At 62.6% G+C, this 22277-nt stretch carries 20 protein-coding genes and 1 pseudogene; 16 read left to right on the forward strand and 5 right to left on the reverse strand.

Annotated features, from left to right (window positions below; translation table 11 throughout):
- The first annotated feature begins 140 nt into the window (after positions 1-140).
- From eutB to doeB, 4 genes are read left to right on the forward strand one after another with little or no spacing between them, the layout of a single operon-like run.
- Complete coding sequence (gene eutB, locus AC0L2A_RS05605; protein WP_473607931.1) at positions 141-1133, forward strand: hydroxyectoine utilization dehydratase EutB; 993 nt, start codon at positions 141-143, stop codon at positions 1131-1133.
- The gene (eutC, locus tag AC0L2A_RS05610) at positions 1130-2122 is read left to right on the forward strand and encodes an ectoine utilization protein EutC (RefSeq protein WP_473607930.1); all 993 of its coding nucleotides are present in this window, start codon (positions 1130-1132) and stop codon (positions 2120-2122) included. The genes eutB and eutC overlap by 4 nt, the downstream gene beginning before the upstream one ends.
- Before the next feature lie 38 nt (positions 2123-2160).
- Entirely contained in the window at positions 2161-3351 is a 1191-nt protein-coding gene (gene doeA / locus AC0L2A_RS05615; protein WP_473607928.1) for an ectoine hydrolase DoeA, read from the forward strand.
- 5 nt (positions 3352-3356) lie between these two features.
- Positions 3357-4358, forward strand: a complete 1002-nt coding sequence (doeB, locus tag AC0L2A_RS05620; protein WP_473607927.1) for a N(2)-acetyl-L-2,4-diaminobutanoate deacetylase DoeB — start codon at positions 3357-3359, stop codon at positions 4356-4358.
- Positions 4359-4390: 32 nt separating this feature from the next.
- Here doeB and AC0L2A_RS05625 read toward each other — a convergent pair whose 3' ends face one another.
- Positions 4391-5059, reverse strand: a complete 669-nt coding sequence (locus AC0L2A_RS05625; RefSeq protein WP_473607926.1) for a phytochelatin synthase family protein — start codon at positions 5057-5059, stop codon at positions 4391-4393.
- A gap of 892 nt (positions 5060-5951) precedes the next feature.
- Between AC0L2A_RS05625 and AC0L2A_RS05630 the strand changes: the two genes are divergently transcribed.
- From AC0L2A_RS05630 to AC0L2A_RS05640, 3 genes are read left to right on the forward strand one after another with little or no spacing between them, the layout of a single operon-like run.
- The gene (locus AC0L2A_RS05630) at positions 5952-7019 is read left to right on the forward strand and encodes a type III polyketide synthase (RefSeq protein WP_473607924.1); all 1068 of its coding nucleotides are present in this window, start codon (positions 5952-5954) and stop codon (positions 7017-7019) included.
- Positions 7016-7729, forward strand: coding sequence for a methyltransferase domain-containing protein (locus tag AC0L2A_RS05635; protein ID WP_473607923.1), 714 nt, complete (start codon positions 7016-7018; stop codon positions 7727-7729). The genes AC0L2A_RS05630 and AC0L2A_RS05635 overlap by 4 nt, the downstream gene beginning before the upstream one ends.
- Positions 7726-9015: an NAD(P)/FAD-dependent oxidoreductase gene (locus tag AC0L2A_RS05640; protein ID WP_473607921.1), complete on the forward strand. Its 1290-nt coding sequence runs from the start codon at positions 7726-7728 to the stop codon at positions 9013-9015. The genes AC0L2A_RS05635 and AC0L2A_RS05640 overlap by 4 nt, the downstream gene beginning before the upstream one ends.
- 56 nt (positions 9016-9071) lie before the next feature.
- On the opposite strand, the gene AC0L2A_RS05645 is transcribed toward AC0L2A_RS05640, so the two are convergent.
- Positions 9072-9371 (reverse strand): hypothetical protein, encoded by a 300-nt coding sequence (locus AC0L2A_RS05645; protein WP_091600377.1) that lies wholly within the window; start codon positions 9369-9371, stop codon positions 9072-9074.
- Between the two features lie 377 nt (positions 9372-9748).
- Positions 9749-10012, reverse strand: coding sequence for a hypothetical protein (locus AC0L2A_RS05650; protein ID WP_292595669.1), 264 nt, complete (start codon positions 10010-10012; stop codon positions 9749-9751).
- Positions 10013-10282: 270 nt separating this feature from the next.
- On the opposite strand from AC0L2A_RS05650, the gene AC0L2A_RS05655 reads away from it, so the two are divergent.
- A complete protein-coding gene (locus tag AC0L2A_RS05655; RefSeq protein ID WP_473607920.1) occupies positions 10283-11722 on the forward strand; it encodes an FAD-binding oxidoreductase in 1440 nt (479 codons plus the stop codon).
- Between the two features lie 175 nt (positions 11723-11897).
- Here the strand turns inward: AC0L2A_RS05655 and AC0L2A_RS05660 are convergent, their stop codons facing one another.
- Entirely contained in the window at positions 11898-12323 is a 426-nt protein-coding gene (locus AC0L2A_RS05660; RefSeq protein ID WP_473607919.1) for a hypothetical protein, read from the reverse strand.
- Between the two features lie 510 nt (positions 12324-12833).
- Between AC0L2A_RS05660 and AC0L2A_RS05665 the strand changes: the two genes are divergently transcribed.
- From AC0L2A_RS05665 to AC0L2A_RS05700, 8 genes and pseudogenes are all read left to right on the forward strand, one after another.
- On the forward strand, positions 12834-14324 hold the full coding sequence (locus AC0L2A_RS05665) for a DUF2778 domain-containing protein (RefSeq protein ID WP_473607917.1): 1491 nt from the start codon (positions 12834-12836) through the stop codon (positions 14322-14324).
- Between the two features lie 182 nt (positions 14325-14506).
- The gene (locus AC0L2A_RS05670) at positions 14507-15292 is read left to right on the forward strand and encodes a ThuA domain-containing protein (RefSeq protein WP_128166634.1); all 786 of its coding nucleotides are present in this window, start codon (positions 14507-14509) and stop codon (positions 15290-15292) included.
- 77 nt (positions 15293-15369) lie between these two features.
- Positions 15370-16428, forward strand: coding sequence for a Gfo/Idh/MocA family protein (locus AC0L2A_RS05675; protein ID WP_473510445.1), 1059 nt, complete (start codon positions 15370-15372; stop codon positions 16426-16428).
- A gap of 22 nt (positions 16429-16450) precedes the next feature.
- On the forward strand, positions 16451-16852 hold the full coding sequence (locus AC0L2A_RS05680) for a GFA family protein (protein WP_473510447.1): 402 nt from the start codon (positions 16451-16453) through the stop codon (positions 16850-16852).
- A 129-nt stretch (positions 16853-16981) separates the two neighbouring features.
- Complete coding sequence (locus tag AC0L2A_RS05685) at positions 16982-17809, forward strand: N-formylglutamate amidohydrolase (RefSeq protein WP_473607916.1); 828 nt, start codon at positions 16982-16984, stop codon at positions 17807-17809.
- Complete coding sequence (locus tag AC0L2A_RS05690) at positions 17806-19674, forward strand: flavohemoglobin expression-modulating QEGLA motif protein (RefSeq protein ID WP_353682224.1); 1869 nt, start codon at positions 17806-17808, stop codon at positions 19672-19674. Before AC0L2A_RS05685 ends, AC0L2A_RS05690 begins: the two co-directional genes overlap by 4 nt.
- Before the next feature lie 14 nt (positions 19675-19688).
- Entirely contained in the window at positions 19689-20735 is a 1047-nt protein-coding gene (locus AC0L2A_RS05695) for a glutathione synthetase (protein ID WP_287174071.1), read from the forward strand.
- A gap of 321 nt (positions 20736-21056) precedes the next feature.
- Positions 21057-21757, forward strand: a pseudogene (locus AC0L2A_RS05700) (molybdate ABC transporter substrate-binding protein).
- 187 nt (positions 21758-21944) lie between these two features.
- Here AC0L2A_RS05700 and AC0L2A_RS05705 read toward each other — a convergent pair.
- Positions 21945-22271, reverse strand: a complete 327-nt coding sequence (locus AC0L2A_RS05705) for a tyrosine-type recombinase/integrase (protein WP_473607914.1) — start codon at positions 22269-22271, stop codon at positions 21945-21947.
- Positions 22272-22277: the final 6 nt, after the last annotated feature.

A 22277-nucleotide genomic window follows, 5' to 3' on the forward strand; every position in this document is an offset into this window, starting at 1 on the left:
GAACGGGGAGAAGGGGACTGGCTGCTGCTTCGCACTCTATTCTGCGACGTCATTGGTTGGCGAAGCCGTCGATGAGAGCACCCCTCTCCCCGTTCACGGGGAGAGGATGCCGGCAGGCAGGTGAGGGGCAGCGCCAACTCATGCCATTTACCTCAATCACCCTTGCCGATATCCGCGCCGCCCGCGAGCGCGTCGCAGGCAAGGTCGAGCGCACGCCGACCGTGCTTTCCCCGAGTCTTTCCGGGCACTTGGGCGCGCCCGTTTATCTCAAGCTCGAACATCGGCAGACGACCGGCAGCTTCAAGTTGCGCGGCGCCTCGAACGCCATCGCTTCGCTGAACGCCGAGGAGAAGGCGCGCGGCGTGGTCGCCGCCTCGACCGGCAATCACGGCCGGGCGCTGGCTCATGCGGCAAAGCTCGAAGGCATGCGTGCGACGATCTGCATGTCACGACTGGTGCCGCAGAATAAGCTCGACGAAATCCGCCGGCTCGGCGCCGAGATCCGCATCGTCGGCAACAGCCAGGACGATGCGCAGAAAGAGGTCGACCGGCTGGTCGCGGAAGACGGCCTGATCATGCTGCCGCCCTTCGACCATCCCGATATCATCGCCGGGCAAGGCACGCTCGGGCTGGAAATCATCGAGCAGGTTGCGGACGCCGCCCTGGTGCTGGTGCCGCTGTCCGGCGGTGGGCTGGCGGCGGGTGTCGCCGTTGCCGTGAAGGGCGTCAGCCCCGGCACCAGGGTCATCGGCGTTTCGATGACGCGAGGTGCGGCGATGAAGGCAAGTCTCGATGCCGGACATCCGGTTTTGGTCGAGGAACTGCCGACGCTGGCGGATTCGCTCGGCGGCGGTATCGGCCTCGACAACCGGCTGACCTTCTCGATGTGCCGCGACCTGCTCGACGACGTAATCCTGCTCAGCGAGGACGAGATCGCCACCGGCATCCGCCATGCCTATGATCAGGAGCGCGAGATCGTCGAAGGCGCCGGCGCGGTTTGCATCGCCGCCGTGCTTGCCGGCAAGGTCGGGGCGAGCGGCCCCACTGTGCTCATTCTGTCGGGCCGCAACATCGACATGACGCTGCACAGGAAAGTCGTTTGTCGCGAAGCAATTGAGGAGAGCGCCGCATGAGCCGGATGACGATACTCACCGAAGCCGAATTGCGCGCGATCGTGAAGCTCGATCTCGATGCCGTCGCCTGCGTCGAAAATGCGTTCCGAGCGCTTGCCACCTTGCCGGTGGCGATGCCGCCGATCCTGCGGCTCGACATTCCCGAGCATCGCGGCGAGGTCGACGTCAAGACCGCCTACGTGCCTGGCATCGACGGTTTTGCCATCAAGATCAGTCCCGGCTTCTTCGACAATCCGAAGCTCGGCCTGCCCAGCGTCAACGGCATGATGGTGCTGCTGTCGTCAAAAACCGGGCTGGTCGAGGCGCTGCTGCTCGACAATGGCTATTTGACCGACATCCGCACGGCGGCGGCCGGAGCGGTCGCGGCGAAACATCTTTCGCGAACCGACTCCTCTGTCGCCGCGATCTTCGGCGCCGGCGTCCAGGCGGGGCTGCAGCTCGAGGCGCTTATGCTGGTGCGGCCGATCGCCGAGGCCCGCATCTGGGCCAGGGACGCCGTCAAGGCCGAAGCCGCGGCGGATGCATTGCGCGAAAGACTGGGCATCGTCGTGCGCGCCGAGCCCGACGCGGCCACGGCGGCGGCCGGCGCCGACATCATCGTCACCACGACGCCGTCGACCGAACCGCTGATCAAGGCCGGCTTCGTCTCGGCCGGCCAGCACATCACCGCTATGGGCTCGGACGCCGAGCACAAGAACGAGATCGCGCCGGCGATCCTGCGCATGGCCGATCTCTACGTCGCCGACAGCGCGAAGCAGACGCGGCTGCTGGGCGAATTGCATCATGCCATCGCGACGGGGGTGATGGCAGCCGATGCCGAGATCACAGAGCTCGGCCAGATCATCGCCGGCGATAGACATGGCCGCCGTTCGGACAGCGACATCACCATCGCGGACCTCACCGGCACCGGCGTGCAGGACACGGCGATCGCCACGCTCGCCCGCGACCGTGCCCAGGCGGCCAACACCGGGACAATTTTCGAAAGCTGATACCGGCCGCAAGGCCCAACAAACGAGGACCAAGAACAATGCAGCCCAATTTGAAATTCTCGCGCGGCGAATATGCGGATCGCCTCGCCAAGACTCGGAAGGCCATGGAAGCCAAGGGCGTCGATCTGCTTGTTGTCAGCGATCCGTCCAATATGGCCTGGCTGACCGGCTATGATGGCTGGTCGTTCTATGTGCACCAGGCCGTCATCGTGCCGCCGTCGGGCGAACCGGTGTGGTACGGGCGCGGCCAGGACGCCAACGGCGCCAAGCGCACCGCCTATCTCGCGCACGATAACATCGTTGGCTATGCCGACCATTATGTGCAGTCGACCGAACGCCACCCGATGGATTTTCTGTCGCAGGTGCTGGCCGATCGCGGCTGGGGCAAGCTCAGCATCGGCGTCGAGATGGACAATTACTGGTTCTCGGCCGCCGCCTTCGCTTCGCTGCAGAAACACCTGCCCAACGCCCGCTTCGTCGACGCTACGGCACTCGTCAACTGGCAGCGAGCGGTGAAGAGCCCGACCGAGATCGATTACATGCGCAAGGCCGCCCGCATCGTCGAAGCGATGCACCAGCGCATCGTCGACAAGATCGAAGTCGGCATGCGCAAATGCGATCTGGTCGCCGAGATCTATGATGCGGGCACGCGCGGCGTCGACGGGCCAGAGGGAAAGATTGGCGGCGACTACCCGGCGATCGTGCCGCTGCTGCCGTCGGGCGCCGATGCGTCGGCGCCGCATCTGACCTGGGACGACCGACCGATGAAATCGGGCGAGGGCACCTTCTTCGAGATCGCCGGCTGCTACAACCGCTACCATTGTCCGCTTTCGCGGACTGTGTTCCTCGGCAAGCCGACGCAGGAATTCCTCGATGCCGAAAAGGCGACACTGGAGGGAATGGAGGCGGGGTTGGCCGCGGCAAAGCCTGGCAATATATGCGAGGACATCGCCAACGCCTTCTTCGCGGTGCTGAAGAGATACGGCATCGTCAAGGACAACCGCACCGGCTATCCGATCGGGCTTTCCTATCCGCCGGATTGGGGCGAGCGCACGATGAGCCTGCGCCCCGGCGACCGCACCGAGCTGAAGCCCGGGATGACCTTCCATTTCATGACCGGCCTGTGGCTGGAGACGATGGGGTTGGAGATCACCGAATCCATCCTGATCACCGAGACCGGGGTCGAGTGCCTGGCCAATGTGCCGCGCAAACTGGTGGTGAAGAATTGAGCCCGATGTCCAGCCTTCGCCCATCGCCAATCACGCCGACCGTCGATTTCGATCGCGACGGCGTGCAGCACGGTTTCCTGCGCCTGCCGTACAGCCGTGACGATTCCGCCTGGGGATCGGTGATGATCCCGATCTGCGTGATCCGCAACGGCAGCGGGCCAAGCGCATTGCTCACCGGCGGCAATCATGGCGACGAATATGAGGGGCCGCTGGCGCTCTACGATCTCGCCCGCACGCTCGATCCCAAGCAAGTCAGCGGGACGGTGATCATCGTGCCGGCAATGAACTATCCGGCGTTCCGCGCCGGCACCCGTACCTCGCCGATCGACAAGGGCAATCTGAACCGCAGCTTTCCCGGCCGGCCCGACGGCACGGTGACCGAGAAGATCGCGGACTATTTTCAACGAGAATTGCTCCCCCGCGCAGACGTCGCGCTCGACTTCCACTCCGGCGGCAAGACGCTCGACTTCGTGCCGTTCTGCGCCGCCCATATCCGGCCCGACAAGGAGTTGGAGGCGAAGGGGTTCGCCGCGGTCGAAGCGTTCTCGGCGCCGTGGTCGATGAAGATGCTGGAGATCGATGCGGTCGGCATGTTCGACACTGCCGCCGAAGAGATGGGCAAGCTGTTCATCACCACCGAGCTTGGCGGCGGTGGGACTTCGCGCGCGGAAACGGTGCGGATCGCCCGTCGCGGCGTGCTCAATGTACTGCGCCATGCCGGCATCGTCGCCGGTGCGGTCGAGATGCAGCCGACCCGCTGGCTCGACATGCCGTCGGGCGATTGCTTCTCGTTCGCCGAGGACGACGGGATGATCGAAACGATGATCGATCTCGGCGAGCCTGTCGAGGAGGGCCAGGTCCTGGCGCGCATCCACTCCATTGGCCGCACCGGTGCCGCACCTCAGGAGATCAAGGCAAGGATGTCGGGTCTATTGGCTGCCCGCCATTTCCCCGGACTGGTCAAGGCGGGCGACTGCACCGCCGTGGTCGCCGTGCTGGTCGATTGAAGGCGAGGCAATCGACACTGCTTGCGACAATGCTACTCGATCAGCAGCAAGCCGCGTTTCTTGTCGCCATCGCTATCGATTGTGTCCATGGCTGAGAACAGGCGCTCTCGCTCGACCAGCCAGGGCTTGTAGTCCTCGTTTACATCGAGGACGAAAACCATGTCCTCGGCCTCCAGATATCCTCCGACCGGGGAAAAATGGCCAGCGCCGGCGCCGAAAATCTTCTCACGGGTAAAGTTGACGATGTAACGGCGGCCGGGATCGTTGGCGCGCTTCATGTGCTCGCGAAATGCATCGGCGCTCAGATCCCGAAGCACGGAGACTTTCCGCTTGGTGTTCGTTCGAGCGACCTCGGCAAGCTCGTCCAGCGTGAGCCCGATGATGCAAAAGCCGGTCCAGCACTTTCCGGTTCCAGCGAGGACTTCGGCTTCGGTTGTCTCCTCCTCGCCGATGGAGCGGAATGTGTTGGCGACACTTGCCGGGCCACACCTTGATCCGTTTGATTGCCATGTGACGTCGGCATTGAACGCGGCAGCCACGGGCAGCTTCCAAGCGCTGTCGATCAATTCAGCGGTGCGGGTAACCGACGACTGGATCGCGTCTTGCGAAACTCTGGACTGGCCGGCAATCAAAAGTGCGGCGCCGCCCAGCAAGCCGACGACGGCGATCACAATCACACCGAAAACGAGACTGCGCTTCATTGCTGAATCTCGGAGCAGGCAGCAGTATGAGAATGAAGAAAAGGCACAGTAACGTCAATCGGCGCCGCACCCGGCCAGTCGCAATCTGGTCCTGCAGCAACCGTAACCGGCCGCTTGCCAAGCCGGCTGCCGCCGCTCATCCCCGTGAGCGCTGGGTCTGGGAGAGTATGGATCGGGCAGGGAACTTCGCCGGTGAAAGAGCGGGGTCGTTTCGTTAGCGCCAATAGCTGCTGCGCCTGCAAACCTCAGGCTTCCAGAGACGACCCAAATTACGACTTGCTCGGCGTAGGCGTCGCTAAAGGCGAAACCTAACGAAGCCCAAGGAAGCTGAGTATCGCAATTACGATAACGACGGCCCCGACCAGCCAGATGATATTGTTCATGACAGCTCTCCTTCTCTTTGCCGCGAGCCTTGTGGCAGCTCGCGATAATTATGGCGAACGCCCTCACGGCATTCTCGTTCCAAAACTGAGCCTTAAGCCGCCAATTACTCTTTGGACTGGAGGCCCGCGCCTCTGGAGGAGCGCGGGCCGACCGGGGGCCCGATCAAGCAGCCAATATCCGGGAGATACTCGCTGTCATCCTACAATCGTTAGTATTCGCTAATGTTCCATCGATCAGCAAAAAGACAGTGCCTACCGAGGGCCGGAAGCAATGGCGCCGCGGCCCGAAGCGAGGGCACTTCGGTTGATGCCTCGGTGATGGAGCCTATGTTCCTACATGCCGGCGAACCGCAGCATCGCCTGGCAACAGCACAGGTGGGATGAAATCAGTTCTCAGAAACGTTCATCAACAACACTCAATGCCTGTTGCCCGACACCTGGTGCCGATGACCAAGCACCTCCGGTGGTGGTCCTGAAAAATACCGTGCGCGACGCCGAGGAGACCGAATATGCCGGCCAAAGCGTATATTAACCGGATCGCGACAGCGGTGCCGGAGCACGAGGTTCATCAATTCTATCTGCGTTTCGCCGCCTCCATGCTTGCGGCCGATCGCCGAAGAATTTTCGAACGCATGGTTGACGTTGCCGGCATCGAGCACCGCTATTCCTGCTTTGCACCTGCCGGCGACCCCGAAGGACCATCAGCAGATCTGGCCGGGAAGTTCATCCGGGGCGCCTTTCCTGGAACGGCCGAGAGAATGGCAATGTTCTGTCATGCCGCACCTGTTCTCGCGCAAAAAGGCGTCGACGGATTGGAGCTTGGTGGCGGCGCTTCCCGCATCACCCATCTCATCGTTACCACCTGCACCGGTTTTTCAGCGCCAGGCATCGACCTGGAGCTGGTTGCGCGATGCGGCCTGCCGGACACGGTCGAACGCACGATGATCGGTTTCATGGGCTGCTACGCGGCGATCAACGGCCTCAAGCTTGCCCGCCACATCGTCCGCTCCGACCCGCAGGCCAGGGTCCTGCTGGTCAATATCGAACTCTGCACGATGCACCTGCGGGAAACCAGCGAACTGGAAAAGCTGCTGTCGTTCTGCCTCTGGGGCGATGGCTGTGCGGCTGCGCTCGTCACTGCCGAGCCGCACGGCATCGAGCTCGAAAGCTTCTACGGCATCGTGGCGGACGAGCGGCGGGATCTGATGAGCTGGAGCATTAGTGACCACGGCTTCGAAATGGTTCTTTCCGGCCAGGTCCCGGCAGCAATCCAGGAAGCATTGCGGAGCAATCACGACGCCATCCTCGGTGGTCGGCCGAGCGAGGCGATCGACCTCTGGGCCGTGCACCCGGGGGGACGCTCGGTGCTCGACGCCGTCGAACGGGCCCTGGAACTCGCGCCCAGCGCGCTGGAGCCATCGCGCGAGGTGTTGCGCCGATATGGAAACATGTCGTCGGCGACCGTCATGTTCGTGATGAAAGAGATGCTGAAGGCGCCACCAGGCATGCTCGGCTGCGGCATGTCGTTCGGACCCGGGCTGGCGGCCGAAACCATGCTTTTCCGAACGGCGTCATGAGCAGCCTGGAGCACCGCCAGCTTGCGCCGGAAATCCTCGACGGGCTTGCGGCCGACGATCCGCGAGCGCTTGCGGCGCGTCGTGACCTCCGCCGCATCAACGCGCTGATGTTTCAGGCCAGGATCATGGCGTCGCTGCTCAGGAAATTCGTGCCAGGGCCGCCGCGCCGGATTCTGGAGATCGGCGCCGGCGATGGTTCCTTCATGCTGGCGTTGGCGCGGCGCATGGCCGGGCATTGGCCTGGGGTCGAACTGGTAATGCTCGACCGCGTCGACCTCATCACCGCGCAATTGCGTGGTGATTTCGCCGGGCTGGGATGGACGGTCGAAGGCGTCGCCGCCGATGTCTTCGACTGGGCGAGAAAGAATGAGGGCACGCGGTTCGACGCGATCACCGTCAATCTGTTTCTGCATCATTTCGACGATGCCGGGCTCGTGCGTCTGTTTTCGCTGATGGCGCCGAAGGCTCCGCTGCTGTTGGCGACAGAACCGTTGCGGGCCAAATTCGCATTGGCCGCGACCCGTCTTCTCCCGGCGATCGGCGCCAATGACGTCACACGAAACGACGCGGCTCAAAGTGTGCGTGCCGGCTTTCGCGGCAACGAGCTTTCCGGTCTCTGGCTCGCGGCAAACGGCAAACCGGTCGAGGAACGGCGCGCCGGCCTTTTTTCCCACATTTTCGTCGGCGCCAGCGCCGGTCATGTTCTATGACGCGATTGTCGACCCATGACGCGATCATCATAGGCGCCGGCCCGGCGGGCACGTCCGTCGCGCTGACGCTTGCCCGGTGCGGATGGGCCGTGGCTATTGTGGAAAAGAGCGTGTTCCCGCGCCGCAAGGTCTGCGGCGAATATATATCGGCAAGCAATCTTGCGCTTCTGGACCAGCTGGAGATCGGCGATGCCTGGCGTGCCAATGCCGGCCCCGAAATCCGCCGCGTCGGCTTGTTTTCCGGCGAGACCTGCGCCGAGGCGCCAATGCCTCCCGCAGAGGATGGGCCTCCTGCAAAAGACGGGCCTCCTGCAAAAGACGGGCCTCCTGCAAAAGACGGGCCTCCCGCAAAGGATGGGCGCCGCGAGAAAAAAGATGGTTTCGGCAGGGCGCTCGGCCGGGATGTTTTCGACTGTCTGCTTTTGCAGGCGGCGCGATCGGCTGGCGTCGAGATCTTTCAGCCTTGCCGCGCCGTCGCCATCGACCCAGATGGCGAGGCGCAATTGGTGCGAATTCAAGCCGAAATTGAAACGACGATGTTGCGCGCGCCGGTGATTGTCGCCGCACACGGCTCCTGGGAGCCAGGACCGCTGCCCAGCCAGCTTGGAAAGACCAACCGCCCTTCGGACCTGTTCGGCTTCAAGGCGCATTTCACCGGGTCGTCCCTGGCGCCTGATTTCATGCCCCTGCTGATATTTCCTGGCGGTTATGGCGGCATGGTTTCGGCGGATCATGGCCGGCTGTCGATCTCTTGCTGCATTCGTCGCGATATGCTCGCACAGTTGCGCAAACACCCCGGCCACCAGAGCCATTTGTCGGCCGCCGAGGCGGTCTCCCGTCATCTGATGGAATCCTGTCGGGGCGTGAGGGATGCACTAGAGTCAGCTGACGTCGACGGGCCGTGGCTTGCCGCAGGTCCGATCCGGCCGGGAATTCGCTCCGGCTACGAACGCGACATCTTTCGCGTCGGCAATGCAGCCGGAGAGTCTCACCCTGTCATCGCCGAGGGCATCTCGATGGCGCTTCAGTCCGGCTGGCTGCTGGCTTGCGAACTCTCTTGCGCGCCAGACGGCCGCGCAGGGCGGGAGATGGCCGGCAGACGCTACGAGGCGGCCTGGAAAAGTCTGTTTTCAACGCGGGTCTACGCCGCCGCCGCACTTGCCGGGATTGCCGTTAGTCCAGGCAGCGCAACCTGGATGGCGGCGATTGTCCGGAATTTCCCACAAGCGCTGACCTTAGGCGCGCAACTGAGCGGAAAGACAAAGCCGGTTCCCGGCTTTGTCTGACAGGTGGTGCGGGTTCGTCCGCTCCCAAGGGTAGTCGCGACCTCAACAGCGCTAGCTCACTTGGGGCAATTCTCCATGTCTGCAGTTGCAGTGCCACTGGCGGAGTTTGTATTCGCATCGGCGCCTGCGGTTTCCTTGCACCGATCACCCATGCCGTCGCCGCCGTCGGTTGTTGAACCGGTTACGTTCGGATCGGCAGGAGTTGCATTATCGGTGCCGGGAGCCATGGTGCCAGTGCCTGTCCCGGTGGCCGCTCCCGGATCGGTGGTGCCGGATCCAGTGCCGTCTGATTGCGCCATCGCGGAAGTGGCAAGGGCGATGCTGAGTACGGTTGCAGAAAGAATTTTTTTCATCATGGTGGCTCTCCATTGGAGTTGCATCGCTGGGCGCGATCATGATTATCCAACGAGCTTTTTTTGGAGTTGTTCCGTCAGACAGAAATCGTGATCGACGGGTCGGGGCCGATGGCAATCCAAGCAGCAATGCTGGGCAGCAATGCTGGCGAAACAGCGAACGAGCACCATCTCTTTTCGGTTTCGATGGAACAAACATCCGCCGGCCACGGTTGGAAGCGCAGTCGTTCTACTCCAGCGACTGTGAATGCCGTTCGCACCGGCATTCGGACAAAGGCCCCGCGCTTCCTCCCCGTGGGCCTTTTCTGTCGCTGGAGCGAACTTTCACGGAATTTGGACCGGAACCGCGCGGCTGGCCGCGCTATTGAATGTTGCCCCGTTCACGGCTCGTCGATATCCTGCTTCGAGGGGTTGCGCGAGAGGGCGCGTTCCTCTTCGTCGTCCGGCAGCGCCTCGTCGCTCTCCTGGTACGGATTGTCGTCGTCTTCCTCGGGCAGTTCAGCCTCCTTCTCGAGGTCGTAACGGATGTCGCCGTTTCCCGGCACGCTGTCTGGCAGAATCTTACCGCCTTTGATCGCGTCCCAATCCTGCTGTTCGATGGTCGGGCCTTCGGGCGAAACGTCGGGTTTTTTGCGCGGTGCCATCAGAGCTCTCCTCTGCATTGGTTGCTCATACGCCTAACTCCGCCGACCGCTGCGTAGTTCCTCCGATCGAACCGACGAGATCGTCTACAGCGATCCAGCACTCATCTCGGCCTGGCCTGCCCGGCTTTTTACCTCAATGAGAGCTGACCGTTATGCGCGTTGCGCGATACCGTTCAGCAAGCGACTAGGAACTTGCGCGGCTTCTAATATAAGGGCACACTTCGAGACGGGTGTAGGGAAAAACGGCTCAAAAACATCGGGAGGAAAGCCATGGACAGTATGAGCCTCACCACGCTTGAACCCGGCAAGACGACGGTCGATGCCGCGGCCCTGGAGGCGCTTTCGGCGCAATTGCGTGGCACCGTGCTGAGGGAAGGCGACGCCGCCTATGACGAGGCACGCAGCATCTGGAACGCCATGATCGACCGGCGTCCCGGGCTGATCGTGCGCTGCGCCGGTGCCGCCGACGTTATCGCCGCCGTGAATTTTGCCAGGGAAAACAGGCTGCTCGTCGCGGTTCGCGGCGGCGGCCACAACATCGCCGGCAGCGCAGTCTGCGACGGCGGCCTGATGATCGATCTGTCGCCGATGAAGTCGGTGCGGGTCGATCCGGCGACGCGGCGGGCATGGGTGGAACCTGGCGCGACACTCGCCGACGTCGACGCGGAGACACAGGCCTTCAGACTGGCGGTGCCGACCGGCATCAACTCGACCACCGGCATTTCGGGCCTGACGCTGGGCGGCGGCTTCGGCTGGATCACGCGGAAATTCGGCCTGACCATCGACAATCTTCTCTGCGCCGATGTGGTTACCGCCGACGGCAAGCTGCTGCGCGCCAGCCAGACCGAAAATCCGGATCTGTTCTGGGCGCTGCGCGGCGGCGGCGGCAATTTCGGCATCGTCACGGCTTTCGAGTTCAAGCTCCACCAAGTCGGTCCGCAGGTGCTGTCGGGGCTTGTCGTTCATCCCTTCGCCGATGCCGAAAACGTGTTGCGGGAATACCGAGCGGCGCTCGAAGCAGCGCCCAATGAGTTGACCTGCTGGGTGGTCATGCGGCAGGCGCCGCCGCTGCCGTTCCTGCCGGCCGAATGGCATGGCAAGGAGGTGCTGGTCCTGGCCATGTGCTATTGCGGCGACCTTGAGGAGGGTGAGAAGGCGACACAGACGCTTCGCGCCATCGGCACACCGATTGCAGACGTGGTCGGTCCCAACCCGTTCACCGGCTGGCAGCAGGCATTCGATCCGTTGCTGACGCCTGGCGCCCGCAACTATTGGAAGAGCCATGACTTCACCGAGCTTTCCGACAGCGCGGTGGGGGTCGTCACGGCGGCGATACCCAGGCTTCCCGGCCCCGAATGCGAGATTTTCATTGGCCATGTCGGCGGTGCCGCGGGCCGGGTGACAGCGGATGCAACGGCGTTTCCGCAACGCAGCGCGCACTACGTCATGAATGTCCACGCCCGCTGGCGCGAACCGGAAATGGACCAGGCCTGCATCGACTGGGCGCGGGGTCTCTATGAAGCAGCCAAGCCCTATGCCGCCGGTACGGCCTATGTGAACTTCATGCCCGGGGACGAGGTCGACAGGGTCGAAGCAGCCTATGGCGGCAACTATCGGCGGCTGCTGGAAATCAAGCAGCGATATGATCCGCTGAACCTGTTCCGCATGAACCAGAATTTGCGGCCGATGGAAGCGCAGCGTGCCGCATAGTCTGCGCAGGCATGACAAGGCCCGCGCCTCCAACGGAGGACGCGGGCCTCGTTTCGGATCATGCGCTAGAGCCGTTCGCTGAACCGCTCTAGCTATTTGTTTTTTCGCAATTCCCTAGGGAAAGCGCTATGCGCTTTTGCCAGGAAAACCGTAGCACACTTTTCCTGGAATTGCTCTAGGCAGGTATCAAGATCGCAATTCGATGCACGCCGACCACGGCACTTGTGTTGGTGGCACCGTCGGTCTTGCCCTTGGCGCAAGTGTACATGTCGCCTTCCTTGAGTTTGAACTCCTTGTCTGCTTTCTTGATCGTGAATTCGCCGGCAGCGATCGTGCAGACCATGTCGTTGTCCATGACCTCTTCAGGAGCCACTGCTCCGGGCTGAAAGACAAAGTCGACGATTGAGATGCTCTTGTAAGCGGGAATGTCGGAGTTGCCAGTGCCGACCTCCACCACTCTGACGCCGGGCGCAACCTCCTTGCCTTCAGTCGGGCCGTATTGCTTGGCTGCACTTGCAGGCGTCCCCAAAGCGAACAATGGCGTTACCGCGGCGGCCGTGACGCCGAGCGCAATTGCAGACCTGCGAGTCATGGTTTCCATCGCATCCTCCCTTTGTTGACGCACAAATGTGCATGACCGAAGTATATTAGCACAAGCGAATTTACCTGTATGCAAGGCGGCGCCGGCAACTGGGCCTCCGCGGAGACGACCATGGTGATGCGAGGCTTTTTTATCCCGAAACGGCCTTCAGTTGGCCGGCCAGGCAAGGTCTAATCCTTTCGGTTTCTTGACTCGACCGGCAAAAACGGGCAGCAAAGCCTGATACGGCGGGCATTTCCGCCATTTTCATAGTTTTGGAGGGAACTTTTTTTGATATCGACCTTCGCCCAATCGGCGATCGGTAGAGGGATTGGTTAACCAAGTTTGTCCATCTTTTGATTCAATCGGCAACAGACGTGAAGCGTGCCGGGGGGCACCAGGCGACTGTGATTGTGACGGCTGCGAGCCCGCATGCCGCAAGGCCGATTGAGGTTTGGTTGTATGGCGTTGATGCGTTTTAATAACCGGGGTGACAATCCTGACAGTGGATTGCCCTCGATGAGGCCCGGCTTGCGCTGGGTCGCGATTCCAGTTGTTGGCGCTGCGATCGCGCTGTGGTCGGCTGCGACCGTGGCCGGCCTCCATTCGGTGGGAACTTCGCTCACCGCCGCCTCCAGCAGTCTTCCGCAAAACCTGCTCGCGCCGCGCTCCATGGCGCTCGCCGATCCCCGACACACACTTGTCAATCCACGGGCCAATTCGTGGGCGCCGTCACTGGCAAGCCGGCAGCGTGAGGCGTCGCTGCTCGGCCGATGCAATGCCGGCTGCGCGCAGGCCGCCGCGAGCTTCGTGCATGAAGACAAGGTAGGGCGTCTCAAGCCGTTAGCGCGGCCGGATGCTGTGCAGCTTGTCGCCGAAATCTCACCGCAATCGCGCTTCGACAGCGTGGTGGCGAAAGCGGCGCTATCGCCGCAAAAGATTGCTGCTGCCTTTGCCCGCGCCTCCGGCGGGGCCGCGCGGTTTGCGGTCGTCAGTCTGCCGACGGACCAGCGCTTTGCGGAGCCGGTGCGCCTGGCCGATCAGCATGGTCCCGCGTCCGTGCGCTTCGGGCCCGAGATTGCGGAAATCGACCGATCCTCCCGGCTGGCGCTGGCGCTTGCGAATGCATTGCCGGAAGCGATGATCGACGTGCTGCCGCAGGCGACGACGGCCGATCCTGCTGCCACGCAAGAGGGCGAGGTGCAGATGGCGTCGCTGCCGCCGCAGGACGCAATGCCCGGCAGCGTTCCCTTGCCGACTTGGCGTCCGCAGGCGGAAATCGATCAGTCAGACGAGGCGCCCGAGGTCAAGGCACCCGAGGTTAGGGCACCCGAGGTTAGGGCACCCAAGGCCAATGCGCCCAAGGTCCAGGCATCGAAGGCCGCCAAAGCCCAGTCTCAGCCATCCAAAGCCAACAGGGTGGAGACCGCCGCCGCGCCGCAGGTCGAGATGCCCCGGGCGCCAGCCTTGTCGCCGAGGAGTTCGTCACCGGCGGCGAAACCAAGCATGCAAGAGGACATGCAGGGCAGCCCGGGCAAGCCGGGCAAGCCGGCCAAGCGATCGAAGGCCGCAGACATGATGGCCTATGCCAAACCCGACAGCCCGGCGGGGGGCGGCGGGGTCTTCGGCAACCTGTTCACCAAGCCCGGCAGCGGCGTCGCCGTCTACGACATCTCGGCGAAAACCGTCTATATGCCGGACGGCTCGCGGCTCGAGGCGCATTCGGGACTGGGCTCGATGGCCGACCAGGCGCGCTACGCCAACCGGAAGAATGCCGGCCCGACGCCGCCCCACACCTACGATCTGAGGCTGCGTGAATCGCGCTTCCATGGGGTGGAGGCGCTGCGTCTCACTCCTATCGACGGCAAGAACAAATTTGGCCGGGACGGCTTTCTTGCGCACACCTACCTGCTGCGCGGCCGCCGCGGGGAATCGAGCGGCTGCGTCGTCTTCAAGGACTACGCCAGCTTCCTCGCCGCGTTCAAGAAGGGCAAGATCAAACGCCTCGTCGTGCGCGGCTAAGCAAGCCGCTGATGTAGCGCTCCTTCGCGCCCCCATCTGTCCTGCCGGACAGAGGGGGCGCTGTCCCGCCGGAATTCCAGCCAATTGTCAGCAGCCAGCCTCGAAACCGTTTTCATTCCCGGCCGAGGATACTATGACTGACCTGACCGGGGCGGCGGCTTCAACCGATCAAGAGGAATGTCATGACGATACGCGCTGTCGTTTGGGGCGAGAATATCCATGAGCGGACCAATGAGGTGGTGGCGGGGATCTACCCCGAGGGCATGCATGCAACGATCGCCGACGCGCTGAAGCTCGACCCCGAAATTTCCGTATCGTGGGCGACGCTTGAGCAACCGGAGCATGGCCTGCCGGCCGACCGTCTGGCGCAAACCGATGTCCTCGTGTGGTGGGGACACAAGGACCATGGCGCCGTCGCCGACGAAGTCGTCGAGCGCGTGGCGCGCCGCGTCTGGCAAGGCATGGGGCTGATCGTGCTTCATTCCGGCCATTTCTCGAAGATCTTCAAGCAGCTGATGGGCACGCCCTGCACGCTGAAATGGCGCGAGGCCGGCGAGCGCGAGCGGCTCTGGGTAACGAGCCCCAACCACCCGATCGCCGCCGGGATCGGCGAGTATTTCGAGCTCGAGAACGAGGAGATGTATGGCGAGCAGTTCGCCGTGCCGGAACCGCTGGAAACGGTTTTCATCTCCTGGTTCCAGGGCGGCGAAGTGTTCCGGTCGGGGCTGACCTGGCGCCGCGGCGCCGGCAACATCTTCTATTTCAGGCCCGGCCACGAGACCTATCCGACCTATCACGACGCGAATGTCCAAAAGGTGCTGCGCAATGCGGTGAAATGGGCGCACAACCCGCAGGGCGCGCATCCAGCCATCCTCGATGCGCCGAACGTGCCGGTGGAAAAGGCGCTCGAGCCGATCGTCGAGCGCGGCGGAAAGCTCCATGCCGCGGGCGAAGCCGGTTTTCGCTAGACCGCTGTCGCGAACCTTCGGTTCTGAAAAACCATGATCGAACAAGAAGATAAGGCCTCATCCTAAGGATAAGAATCATGCGTCTCCTGATACTCGGCACCGGCTGGATGGCGGAGGAACACGCCAGGCAGTTCAGCAGGATCGAAGGCGTCGAACTGGTCGGCGCCGTCGATCTCGACCGCGCGCGTGTCGACAAGTTTTCGGACAGCTACGCAATCCCCAACAGGTTCGCGTCGCTGGAAGACGCGCTCGCATGGGACAAGTTCGACGCGGTGGCGAACGTGACGCCAGACCGCATCCACCATCCGACCACCATGATGCTGATCGCGGCGGGCAAGCCAGTGCTGTGCGAAAAACCGCTGGCCGAAAATTACCAGCGGGCCAGTGAAATGGCCGATGCCGCCGAGCAAGCCGGCATCATCAACATGGTCAACCTGACCTATCGCAACGTCGCCCCGCTGCAGCGGGCGCGCACCATGGTGCTTGCCGGCGAGATCGGCCAGGTCAGGCATGTCGAAGCATCCTATCTGCAGAGCTGGCTGGTCTCCAAGTTCTGGGGCGACTGGCGCACGGATCCGAAATGGCTGTGGCGGCTGTCGCGCGGCCACGGCTCCAATGGCGTGCTGGGCGATGTCGGCATCCACATACTCGATTTCGCCAGCTATGGCGCGGCGCTCGACATCGACCATGTGTTCTGCCGCCTCAGGTCCTTCGACAAGGCGCCCGGCAACCGGATCGGCGAGTACGAGCTCGACGCCAACGACAGTTTCACCATGGCGCTGGATTTCAGCAACGGCGCTTTTGGCGTCGTCCATGCCAGCCGCTGGGCAACCGGCCATCTCAACGAATTGCGGCTGCGCATCTATGGCGACAAGGGTGGGATCGAGGTCGTGCACAATCTGACCAACTCGGAACTGAAAGCGTGCATGGGCGAGGACATCGAGAACGCAAAATGGCAGGTTCTCGATGCCGGAACGGTGCCGACCAACTACCAGCGTTTTGTCGATGCGGTGCGCAACCGCGTCCAGGCCGAGCCGTCGTTCCGCCACGCGGCCGAATTGCAGAAGGTGCTCGACCTTGCCGTCGTCTCCGACCAGAAGAGGGCTGAGCTCAGGACCCATGCCGAAACCCATTGATGTTCGCTGAAAGGGGCCAGCCATGGTCACGCGCCGCGCCCAATGTTCCTGCGGTCAGCTGTCAGCCACCTGTTCGGGCGAGCCTGTACGCGTCTCTGTCTGCCATTGCCTGGCTTGCAAGCGGCGCACCGGCAGCGCGTTCAGCTTCAATGCGCGGTTTGCGGAGAATGATGTGTCGATCCAGGGACGAGCGGCGGAGTTCACGCGCGTTGGCGACGAAGGCGGCCGTGTCATCTACAGTTTCTGCCCGGATTGCGGCACCACTGTCCATTACCGGATCGATGTCCAGCCCGGTCTGATCGCCATTCCGGTGGGGGCTTTCGCCGACCCATCGTTCCCGCGGCCCTTCCTGTCGTTCTATCACGACAGCCGGCGCTGCGAGTGGGTCGAGGTCCGCACTGAGCCTCTGGCGACGTTCGGCTGAAGCCGTCGGCCACCTTCGGCTGACGTTTTTGGACGGTTCAGCCTGCTGATCCAGGGCGAGCCAACGATCGCTTGTTCGATGAATTGGAACCGTCCACACTCTCCACGCATTCGATGGACTGTGAACACGATGACTTCCAACAATGATCCGGGCAACAATGATCCGGGTGGATCACCGGCAGGCTGGACGATCAAGCTCGGAGAGTCGCCTATAGTCGGTACAGCTATCCACAGCGGCACCGACGTTGGCAGGGCTTGTCGATCGCTCATGTGTCTCTCCGATCCCGACCGGCGTCGAGAAGAGGACCCGTTCACCGAGCGTTTCATCGCCGATTTTCCTACCCAGATCATCGTTCATCGGTCACGCTTCCAAGTGGATCTGAACCGTGCGCGAGACGCTGCGGTCTACCGGTCGCCGGACCAGTCCTGGGGCCTGAAAGTCTGGCGAGAGCAGCCGGACGAGGACATCGTTACGGAGTCTCTCTCCTTTCACGACGCCTTCTACAGTGAGCTGAACCGTGTCCTTGCCGGTATCGAGAAGCGCCATGGCGGGTTCGTTCTCATCGACGTCCATAGTTATAATCACCGGCGCGACGGACGGGAGGCTATGCCTACGTCCCGTGACGTCGCGCCCGACATCAACATCGGTACGTCTTCCATGGACCGCGAGCGCTGGGCACCGGTCGTCGACGCTTTCATCGAGACGCTTCGCGGCCAGCGTCTCAACGGCGAGCCAATCGATGTGCGCGAGAATGTGTCCTTCCAGGGCAAGGGCGAACAGACTCGTTTCGTCCATGCCAATTTTCCGGAAACCGGGTGTGCCATCGCCGTCGAGTTCAAGAAGATTTTCATGGACGAATGGAGTGGCGAACCCGACTGGGGAACAATCGAGCGGCTGCGCGCCATGCTGGCGTCTACGGTGCCCGTCCTGGAGTCGGCGCTGCGGGCCATGCGATGAAGCCCAAGCTCGTTGAGCCCGCGCCTCCATTGGCGCAAATCGAATCGGACCTGGACGCGCTTTTGCGGGACGGCAAGCCAATCCGCCGCGATTTCGGCAATGGCAACCGTTTGCACATGGATCGGCCGCTGCCCTTTCTGTGTGTCCATGTTGGGTCGCATCAGGATGCGGCATTCCATGCCGTCTCCGCCAACGCGTCCTATCTGATCGCGGCCGACATCGGCCTCGCCCGCGAGGCCGCGCGGCTGGTGGTGCGAAGGCTGCGCGATCACTGCGGCGCCTTCCTCATGCTGGACATCGGCGAGTTGGCCGAAGACCGGTTCCTGACCGAAGATGTTCCGTTCCTGCCGCCCTTCGAGATTGCGCTGGCCTGCGGTGACACGGCGGCGGAGAAGGCGGCACTGAAGCGCTTCGCCACCGCTGCGTCCGCACGCGAAGCAAAATACCGCACGCCCCGCGTCGACGAACTCAACCCCACGACACGCGCCGAAGCACGGCTTCTGGATGATCTCGGCGATGCGGCGTGCTTGACGGTACGTTTCGCACCGATTTACCGGGTGCCTGGAACCAAGCGCGTCTACCCCGAACTCCACGACCTTGTCGTCGCCAACATGGTCGATTCCGCGCTTCAGGCCGTCAGCGCCTTCCTGAAGGCATCAAGGCTGGAACAGCCGGCAACCCATCGTTCGCTGGGGCGGCGCGCCTATATCGACGCGGTGGTGCGCGCTGATCGGGCGATCGACAACGTCGCGTCGACATTCGATTTTCTGCTTGCCGTCACACCGATCAATGCCGAACCAGCCTGGCTGGAATTCCAGGCAGGCGCCTTCGAGCGTGTGCCCGTACTGCTCTACAGGCCGCTCGAGTTCGAGGTCGCCGGCCAGAAACGGAAGCTCTATTCGGTCTCGCTCGATCATCTGGAAGATCCGCTGCTGACCACGCTGCTCTCGCAAAAGCAGCAGGAACTCGATCTCCAGCTGTCGATGCTCGCGGCGCGCGAAACGCCTCGCTTCGTCGAACTCGGACGAGCTCTCTATGGTAGCGTCGAGCCGAGCCTGGCGGCGCGAGCACGCGCCATTCTCGAAAAGGCGCCTAGCGTTGCGTCGGCCACCCGGCAGAAGGGCCTGGGCGCCGACGCTGTCGCCGCGGCCGCGCGAGACATGATCGCCGGCTACCGGGCAGCCTATCCCGAATTCGATGCCTCCGTGGAGATCCGCGGCGACCTGCCGGCCGGCCTCCTCGTCTCTCGAAACCGGCTGCTGGTTTCACGCGATACCAACCTTCCACCGGAGCGTCTGACTGCGCTGCTCAGTCACGAGATCGGTGTCCATCTGCTGACCTATTTCAACGGCGATGCGCAGGGGCTCGCCATTTTCCGCAACGGACTCGCCGGCTATGAGGGCATGCAGGAGGGACTGGCCGTGCTGGCGGAATATCTGGTAGGCGGCATGACCGCAGCGCGGTTGAGGCTGATCGCGGCCAGGGTTATCGCCTGTCAGGCGATGCTCGACGGAGCAACATTCGAAGAGACCTTCCGCATCCTCCACAGGGATTTCGGTCTCGATGATCGCGGCGCCTTCAACGTCGTTCTGCGTGTCTATCGAGGCGGGGGCCTTGCAAAGGACGCCATCTATCTGCGGGGCATGGTGCAGATCCTCGATCATCTGAAGGACGGCGGCAGCCTCACGCCGTTCTGGATCGGCAAGATCTCCGCCGCGCATTTCGGAGCGATCCAGGAACTCAACGCGCGCGGCTTGCTGCGGGCGCCGCGCCTCGAGCCCGCGTTCCTCTCTTCCGACGCGGCGCGTCCGCGTCTCAAGAAAGCGATGGCGGGAATCGGTCCGATCGATATGGTTGAAACTTGAGCGGAGTCTCCTCGATGCGCATTGCGTTCTTTGTCAATTCCATTGAGAGCGAGACGCCCGCCTACACGACGACAGCGTTGGCGCTGGCCGCCGTCCAGCGCGGCCATTCCGTTGTCTATGTTGAACCAGGCGACTTCATACTGCGTCCGGATGACGGTCTGGCTGTCAGCGTAGCGGTTCTGCCGGATGCTTCCTACAAGACGTCCGACAGACTGCATGCTGCCCTGAAGGATGCAGCGAAGCAGAAAAAGACTTTGGCGATAAGCGATATCGACATTGTGTTTCTGCGCAACGATCCATCGCTGGACGCCACCGATCGGCCATGGGCCGCCAACGCAGGCGTTATGTTCGGGCGGCTCGCGGCGGCTCGCGGCGCGATTGTCGTCAACGATCCGGATGGCCTGGGACAGGCGCAGAGCAAGCTCTACCTTCAGTCTTTTCCCGAGGCGGTCAGGCCGGCTACCCTGATATCGCGCAGCATTACCGAGATCCGCGCATTTATCGACAAACACTCGAAGGGCTGCATCGTCAAGCCACTCCAAGGATCGGGTGGCAAGAACGTCTTCCATATTGCAACGCCCACCGATTCCAACCTCAACCAGATTTTCGAAGCGGCCAGCGGTGACGGCTATCTCATCGCGCAGGTCTACATTCCGGAGGCCAAGGCTGGTGACGTGCGTCTTTTCCTGATGAACGGTCTGCCGCTGGTGCGCGACGGCAATTACGCAGCCTTTCGCCGCCTTCCAGCCAAGGGCGACGTCCGGTCCAATATCCATGCCGCCGGAACAGCCCGCAAAGTCAAGGTAACAGGCACGATGTTGGGCATTGCCGAGATGGTGCGCCCCAAATTGATCAATGACGGCATGTTTCTGGTTGGGCTCGACATCGTCGGGGACAAGCTTCTGGAGATCAACGTCTTCACGCCAGGCGGGCTGACACGGCTCGCCGTCATGTACAAGACGGATTTTGCCACAAGCGTCATCATTGCGCTGGAGGAGAAGCGGACGCTGCGGCAAGCCTATGGAACGGCCATGACAAATTCGCGGCTGGCGACGCTCTGAGGGATGCAGGCAGGCCGGCTAGCAGGCCAACTAGGACGGCAAGTGGGTTGAGGTTCGCACTGAGCCTCTGGCGACATTCGGCTGAAGACGCCGGCCTGCTCTTTCCAGACTAGGGCAGAATCCAATCACTCTGAACGACCGAGTTCAATCCTTGTCTGCCCTTCGTTCGGAGAACTTCTACGGCAAGTTCTGACCCCAAGCCGACCTTCATCAACCCGTTTTGCTACCCGATAGCCGACATTCGCGGCAACCAGCACTGATGACCCGATGCGGACATTCCGTATATGGTGAGAGAGCATCCAGCGCAGAAGGGGCGCGTTAATGGGCGATGAGATCCAGCTCTTTGGAGCCATTGCGGTCCGGCCGGCAGTCCTCCCTATCATCGCGTCGTTCGAAACGGCGACTGGGCTCAGCGTAGCGAACAAGTGGGAACTCAACCCGACGGTGAAGGCTCAGATCGAACGAGGACAGCCCTTCGACTTGGTCATCACCAATCCGAATCTAGTTCGGGACCTGACTGCAACCGGATGGGTGCTGGCGGGGAGCCAAGTGCCATTTGGCCGGATCAGCATGGGCGTGGCGGCAAAGGCGGGCGGCCGTGCGTTCCGCGTCGACTCCATCGAAGCGTTCGAGTACGCCCTGAAGAATGCCAAGTCGATCGCCTACGCTAGCGACGGAACCAGCGGTGGCTACTTCACCGGCCTGCTCGAACGGCTGGGACTGGCGGCTGAGGTGAGGCCAAAACTAGTGCCTATATTGGGAGGGCAGACGGCGACCAGCGTGGCTCGTGGCGAAGCCGAGTTGGCAGTTGTTCCGGTAACCTCCATCCTCGCTGCCGCCCCTGACGTTATTCTCATTGGTCCTTTCCCTGTGCAACTCCAGAGCCACGTCGACTTCGACCTCGCCATAAGTGCCGCCACGAACACAGGCGCCGCTAGACAGTTGCTGAACTTCCTGTCCTCGCCCGACCTTGAGAGTCCCTCGCGGCCACAGGCATCGAACGGCGTCCTAAGCAGACCTAATCCGGCATTGAGCGACGTCCGCATATGGCGCTACCGAGCCGGCCAAGGCATTCGCCTAAGCCGCGCAGGCAAAGAGCGTTCAACATCTCAGCCGGGTGGAACGCGGAAAAGCAGCCCATGCATCGAACAGCCTCTTTGCGGAGGCCGTTCGCGTTCAGTGATGTATCGCGGCTGCAGGTCGCCCGGTTCAATGCGAAATGGTATGCTCGTCACATTGCGGCGACAGCATGGCGTGGCGATCCTTGCGGCCCTTGCCTTGTTCGACGCGGATCAGCATGCGCGCCGAATCGATGTCGGTCACCTTGAGCGCCGCCACCTCGGAAACCCGCAGCCCGGCGCCATAGGCCGTGCCGAGCGCCGCATTGTATTCCGGCCCCGGCGCGGCTTCGAGCAGCCGCGCTACCTCCTCGGCGCTCAGCACCAGCGGCAGCTTGCGTGGCTGGTGGACTATCGCGAGACGACGAGAGAGATCGGGTCGATCGACGTTCCGTGCCGCATCAAGAAGCCGAGTCATGATTCT

Source organism: Mesorhizobium sp. WSM4844 (assembly GCF_055811775.1).

Excerpts from the sequence above, each read along its gene's own strand:
- AC0L2A_RS05680 (WP_473510447.1), top strand. The coding sequence starts at position 16,451 with ATGGTCACGCGCCGCGCCCAATGTTCCTGCGGTCAGCTGTCAGCCACC.
- AC0L2A_RS05670 (WP_128166634.1), top strand. The coding sequence starts at position 14,507 with ATGACGATACGCGCTGTCGTTTGGGGCGAGAATATCCATGAGCGGACC.
- AC0L2A_RS05650 (WP_292595669.1), bottom strand. The coding sequence starts at position 10,012 with ATGGCACCGCGCAAAAAACCCGACGTTTCGCCCGAAGGCCCGACCATC.
- AC0L2A_RS05705 (WP_473607914.1), bottom strand. The coding sequence starts at position 22,271 with ATGACTCGGCTTCTTGATGCGGCACGGAACGTCGATCGACCCGATCTC.
- doeB (WP_473607927.1), top strand. The coding sequence starts at position 3,357 with ATGTCCAGCCTTCGCCCATCGCCAATCACGCCGACCGTCGATTTCGAT.
- AC0L2A_RS05635 (WP_473607923.1), top strand. The coding sequence starts at position 7,016 with ATGAGCAGCCTGGAGCACCGCCAGCTTGCGCCGGAAATCCTCGACGGG.
- AC0L2A_RS05645 (WP_091600377.1), bottom strand. The coding sequence starts at position 9,371 with ATGATGAAAAAAATTCTTTCTGCAACCGTACTCAGCATCGCCCTTGCC.
- AC0L2A_RS05640 (WP_473607921.1), top strand. The coding sequence starts at position 7,726 with ATGACGCGATTGTCGACCCATGACGCGATCATCATAGGCGCCGGCCCG.
- doeA (WP_473607928.1), top strand. The coding sequence starts at position 2,161 with ATGCAGCCCAATTTGAAATTCTCGCGCGGCGAATATGCGGATCGCCTC.
- AC0L2A_RS05690 (WP_353682224.1), top strand. The coding sequence starts at position 17,806 with ATGAAGCCCAAGCTCGTTGAGCCCGCGCCTCCATTGGCGCAAATCGAA.
- eutB (WP_473607931.1), top strand. The coding sequence starts at position 141 with ATGCCATTTACCTCAATCACCCTTGCCGATATCCGCGCCGCCCGCGAG.
- AC0L2A_RS05675 (WP_473510445.1), top strand. The coding sequence starts at position 15,370 with ATGCGTCTCCTGATACTCGGCACCGGCTGGATGGCGGAGGAACACGCC.
- AC0L2A_RS05695 (WP_287174071.1), top strand. The coding sequence starts at position 19,689 with ATGCGCATTGCGTTCTTTGTCAATTCCATTGAGAGCGAGACGCCCGCC.
- AC0L2A_RS05655 (WP_473607920.1), top strand. The coding sequence starts at position 10,283 with ATGGACAGTATGAGCCTCACCACGCTTGAACCCGGCAAGACGACGGTC.
- AC0L2A_RS05660 (WP_473607919.1), bottom strand. The coding sequence starts at position 12,323 with ATGGAAACCATGACTCGCAGGTCTGCAATTGCGCTCGGCGTCACGGCC.
- AC0L2A_RS05685 (WP_473607916.1), top strand. The coding sequence starts at position 16,982 with ATGACTTCCAACAATGATCCGGGCAACAATGATCCGGGTGGATCACCG.
- eutC (WP_473607930.1), top strand. The coding sequence starts at position 1,130 with ATGAGCCGGATGACGATACTCACCGAAGCCGAATTGCGCGCGATCGTG.
- AC0L2A_RS05630 (WP_473607924.1), top strand. The coding sequence starts at position 5,952 with ATGCCGGCCAAAGCGTATATTAACCGGATCGCGACAGCGGTGCCGGAG.
- AC0L2A_RS05625 (WP_473607926.1), bottom strand. The coding sequence starts at position 5,059 with ATGAAGCGCAGTCTCGTTTTCGGTGTGATTGTGATCGCCGTCGTCGGC.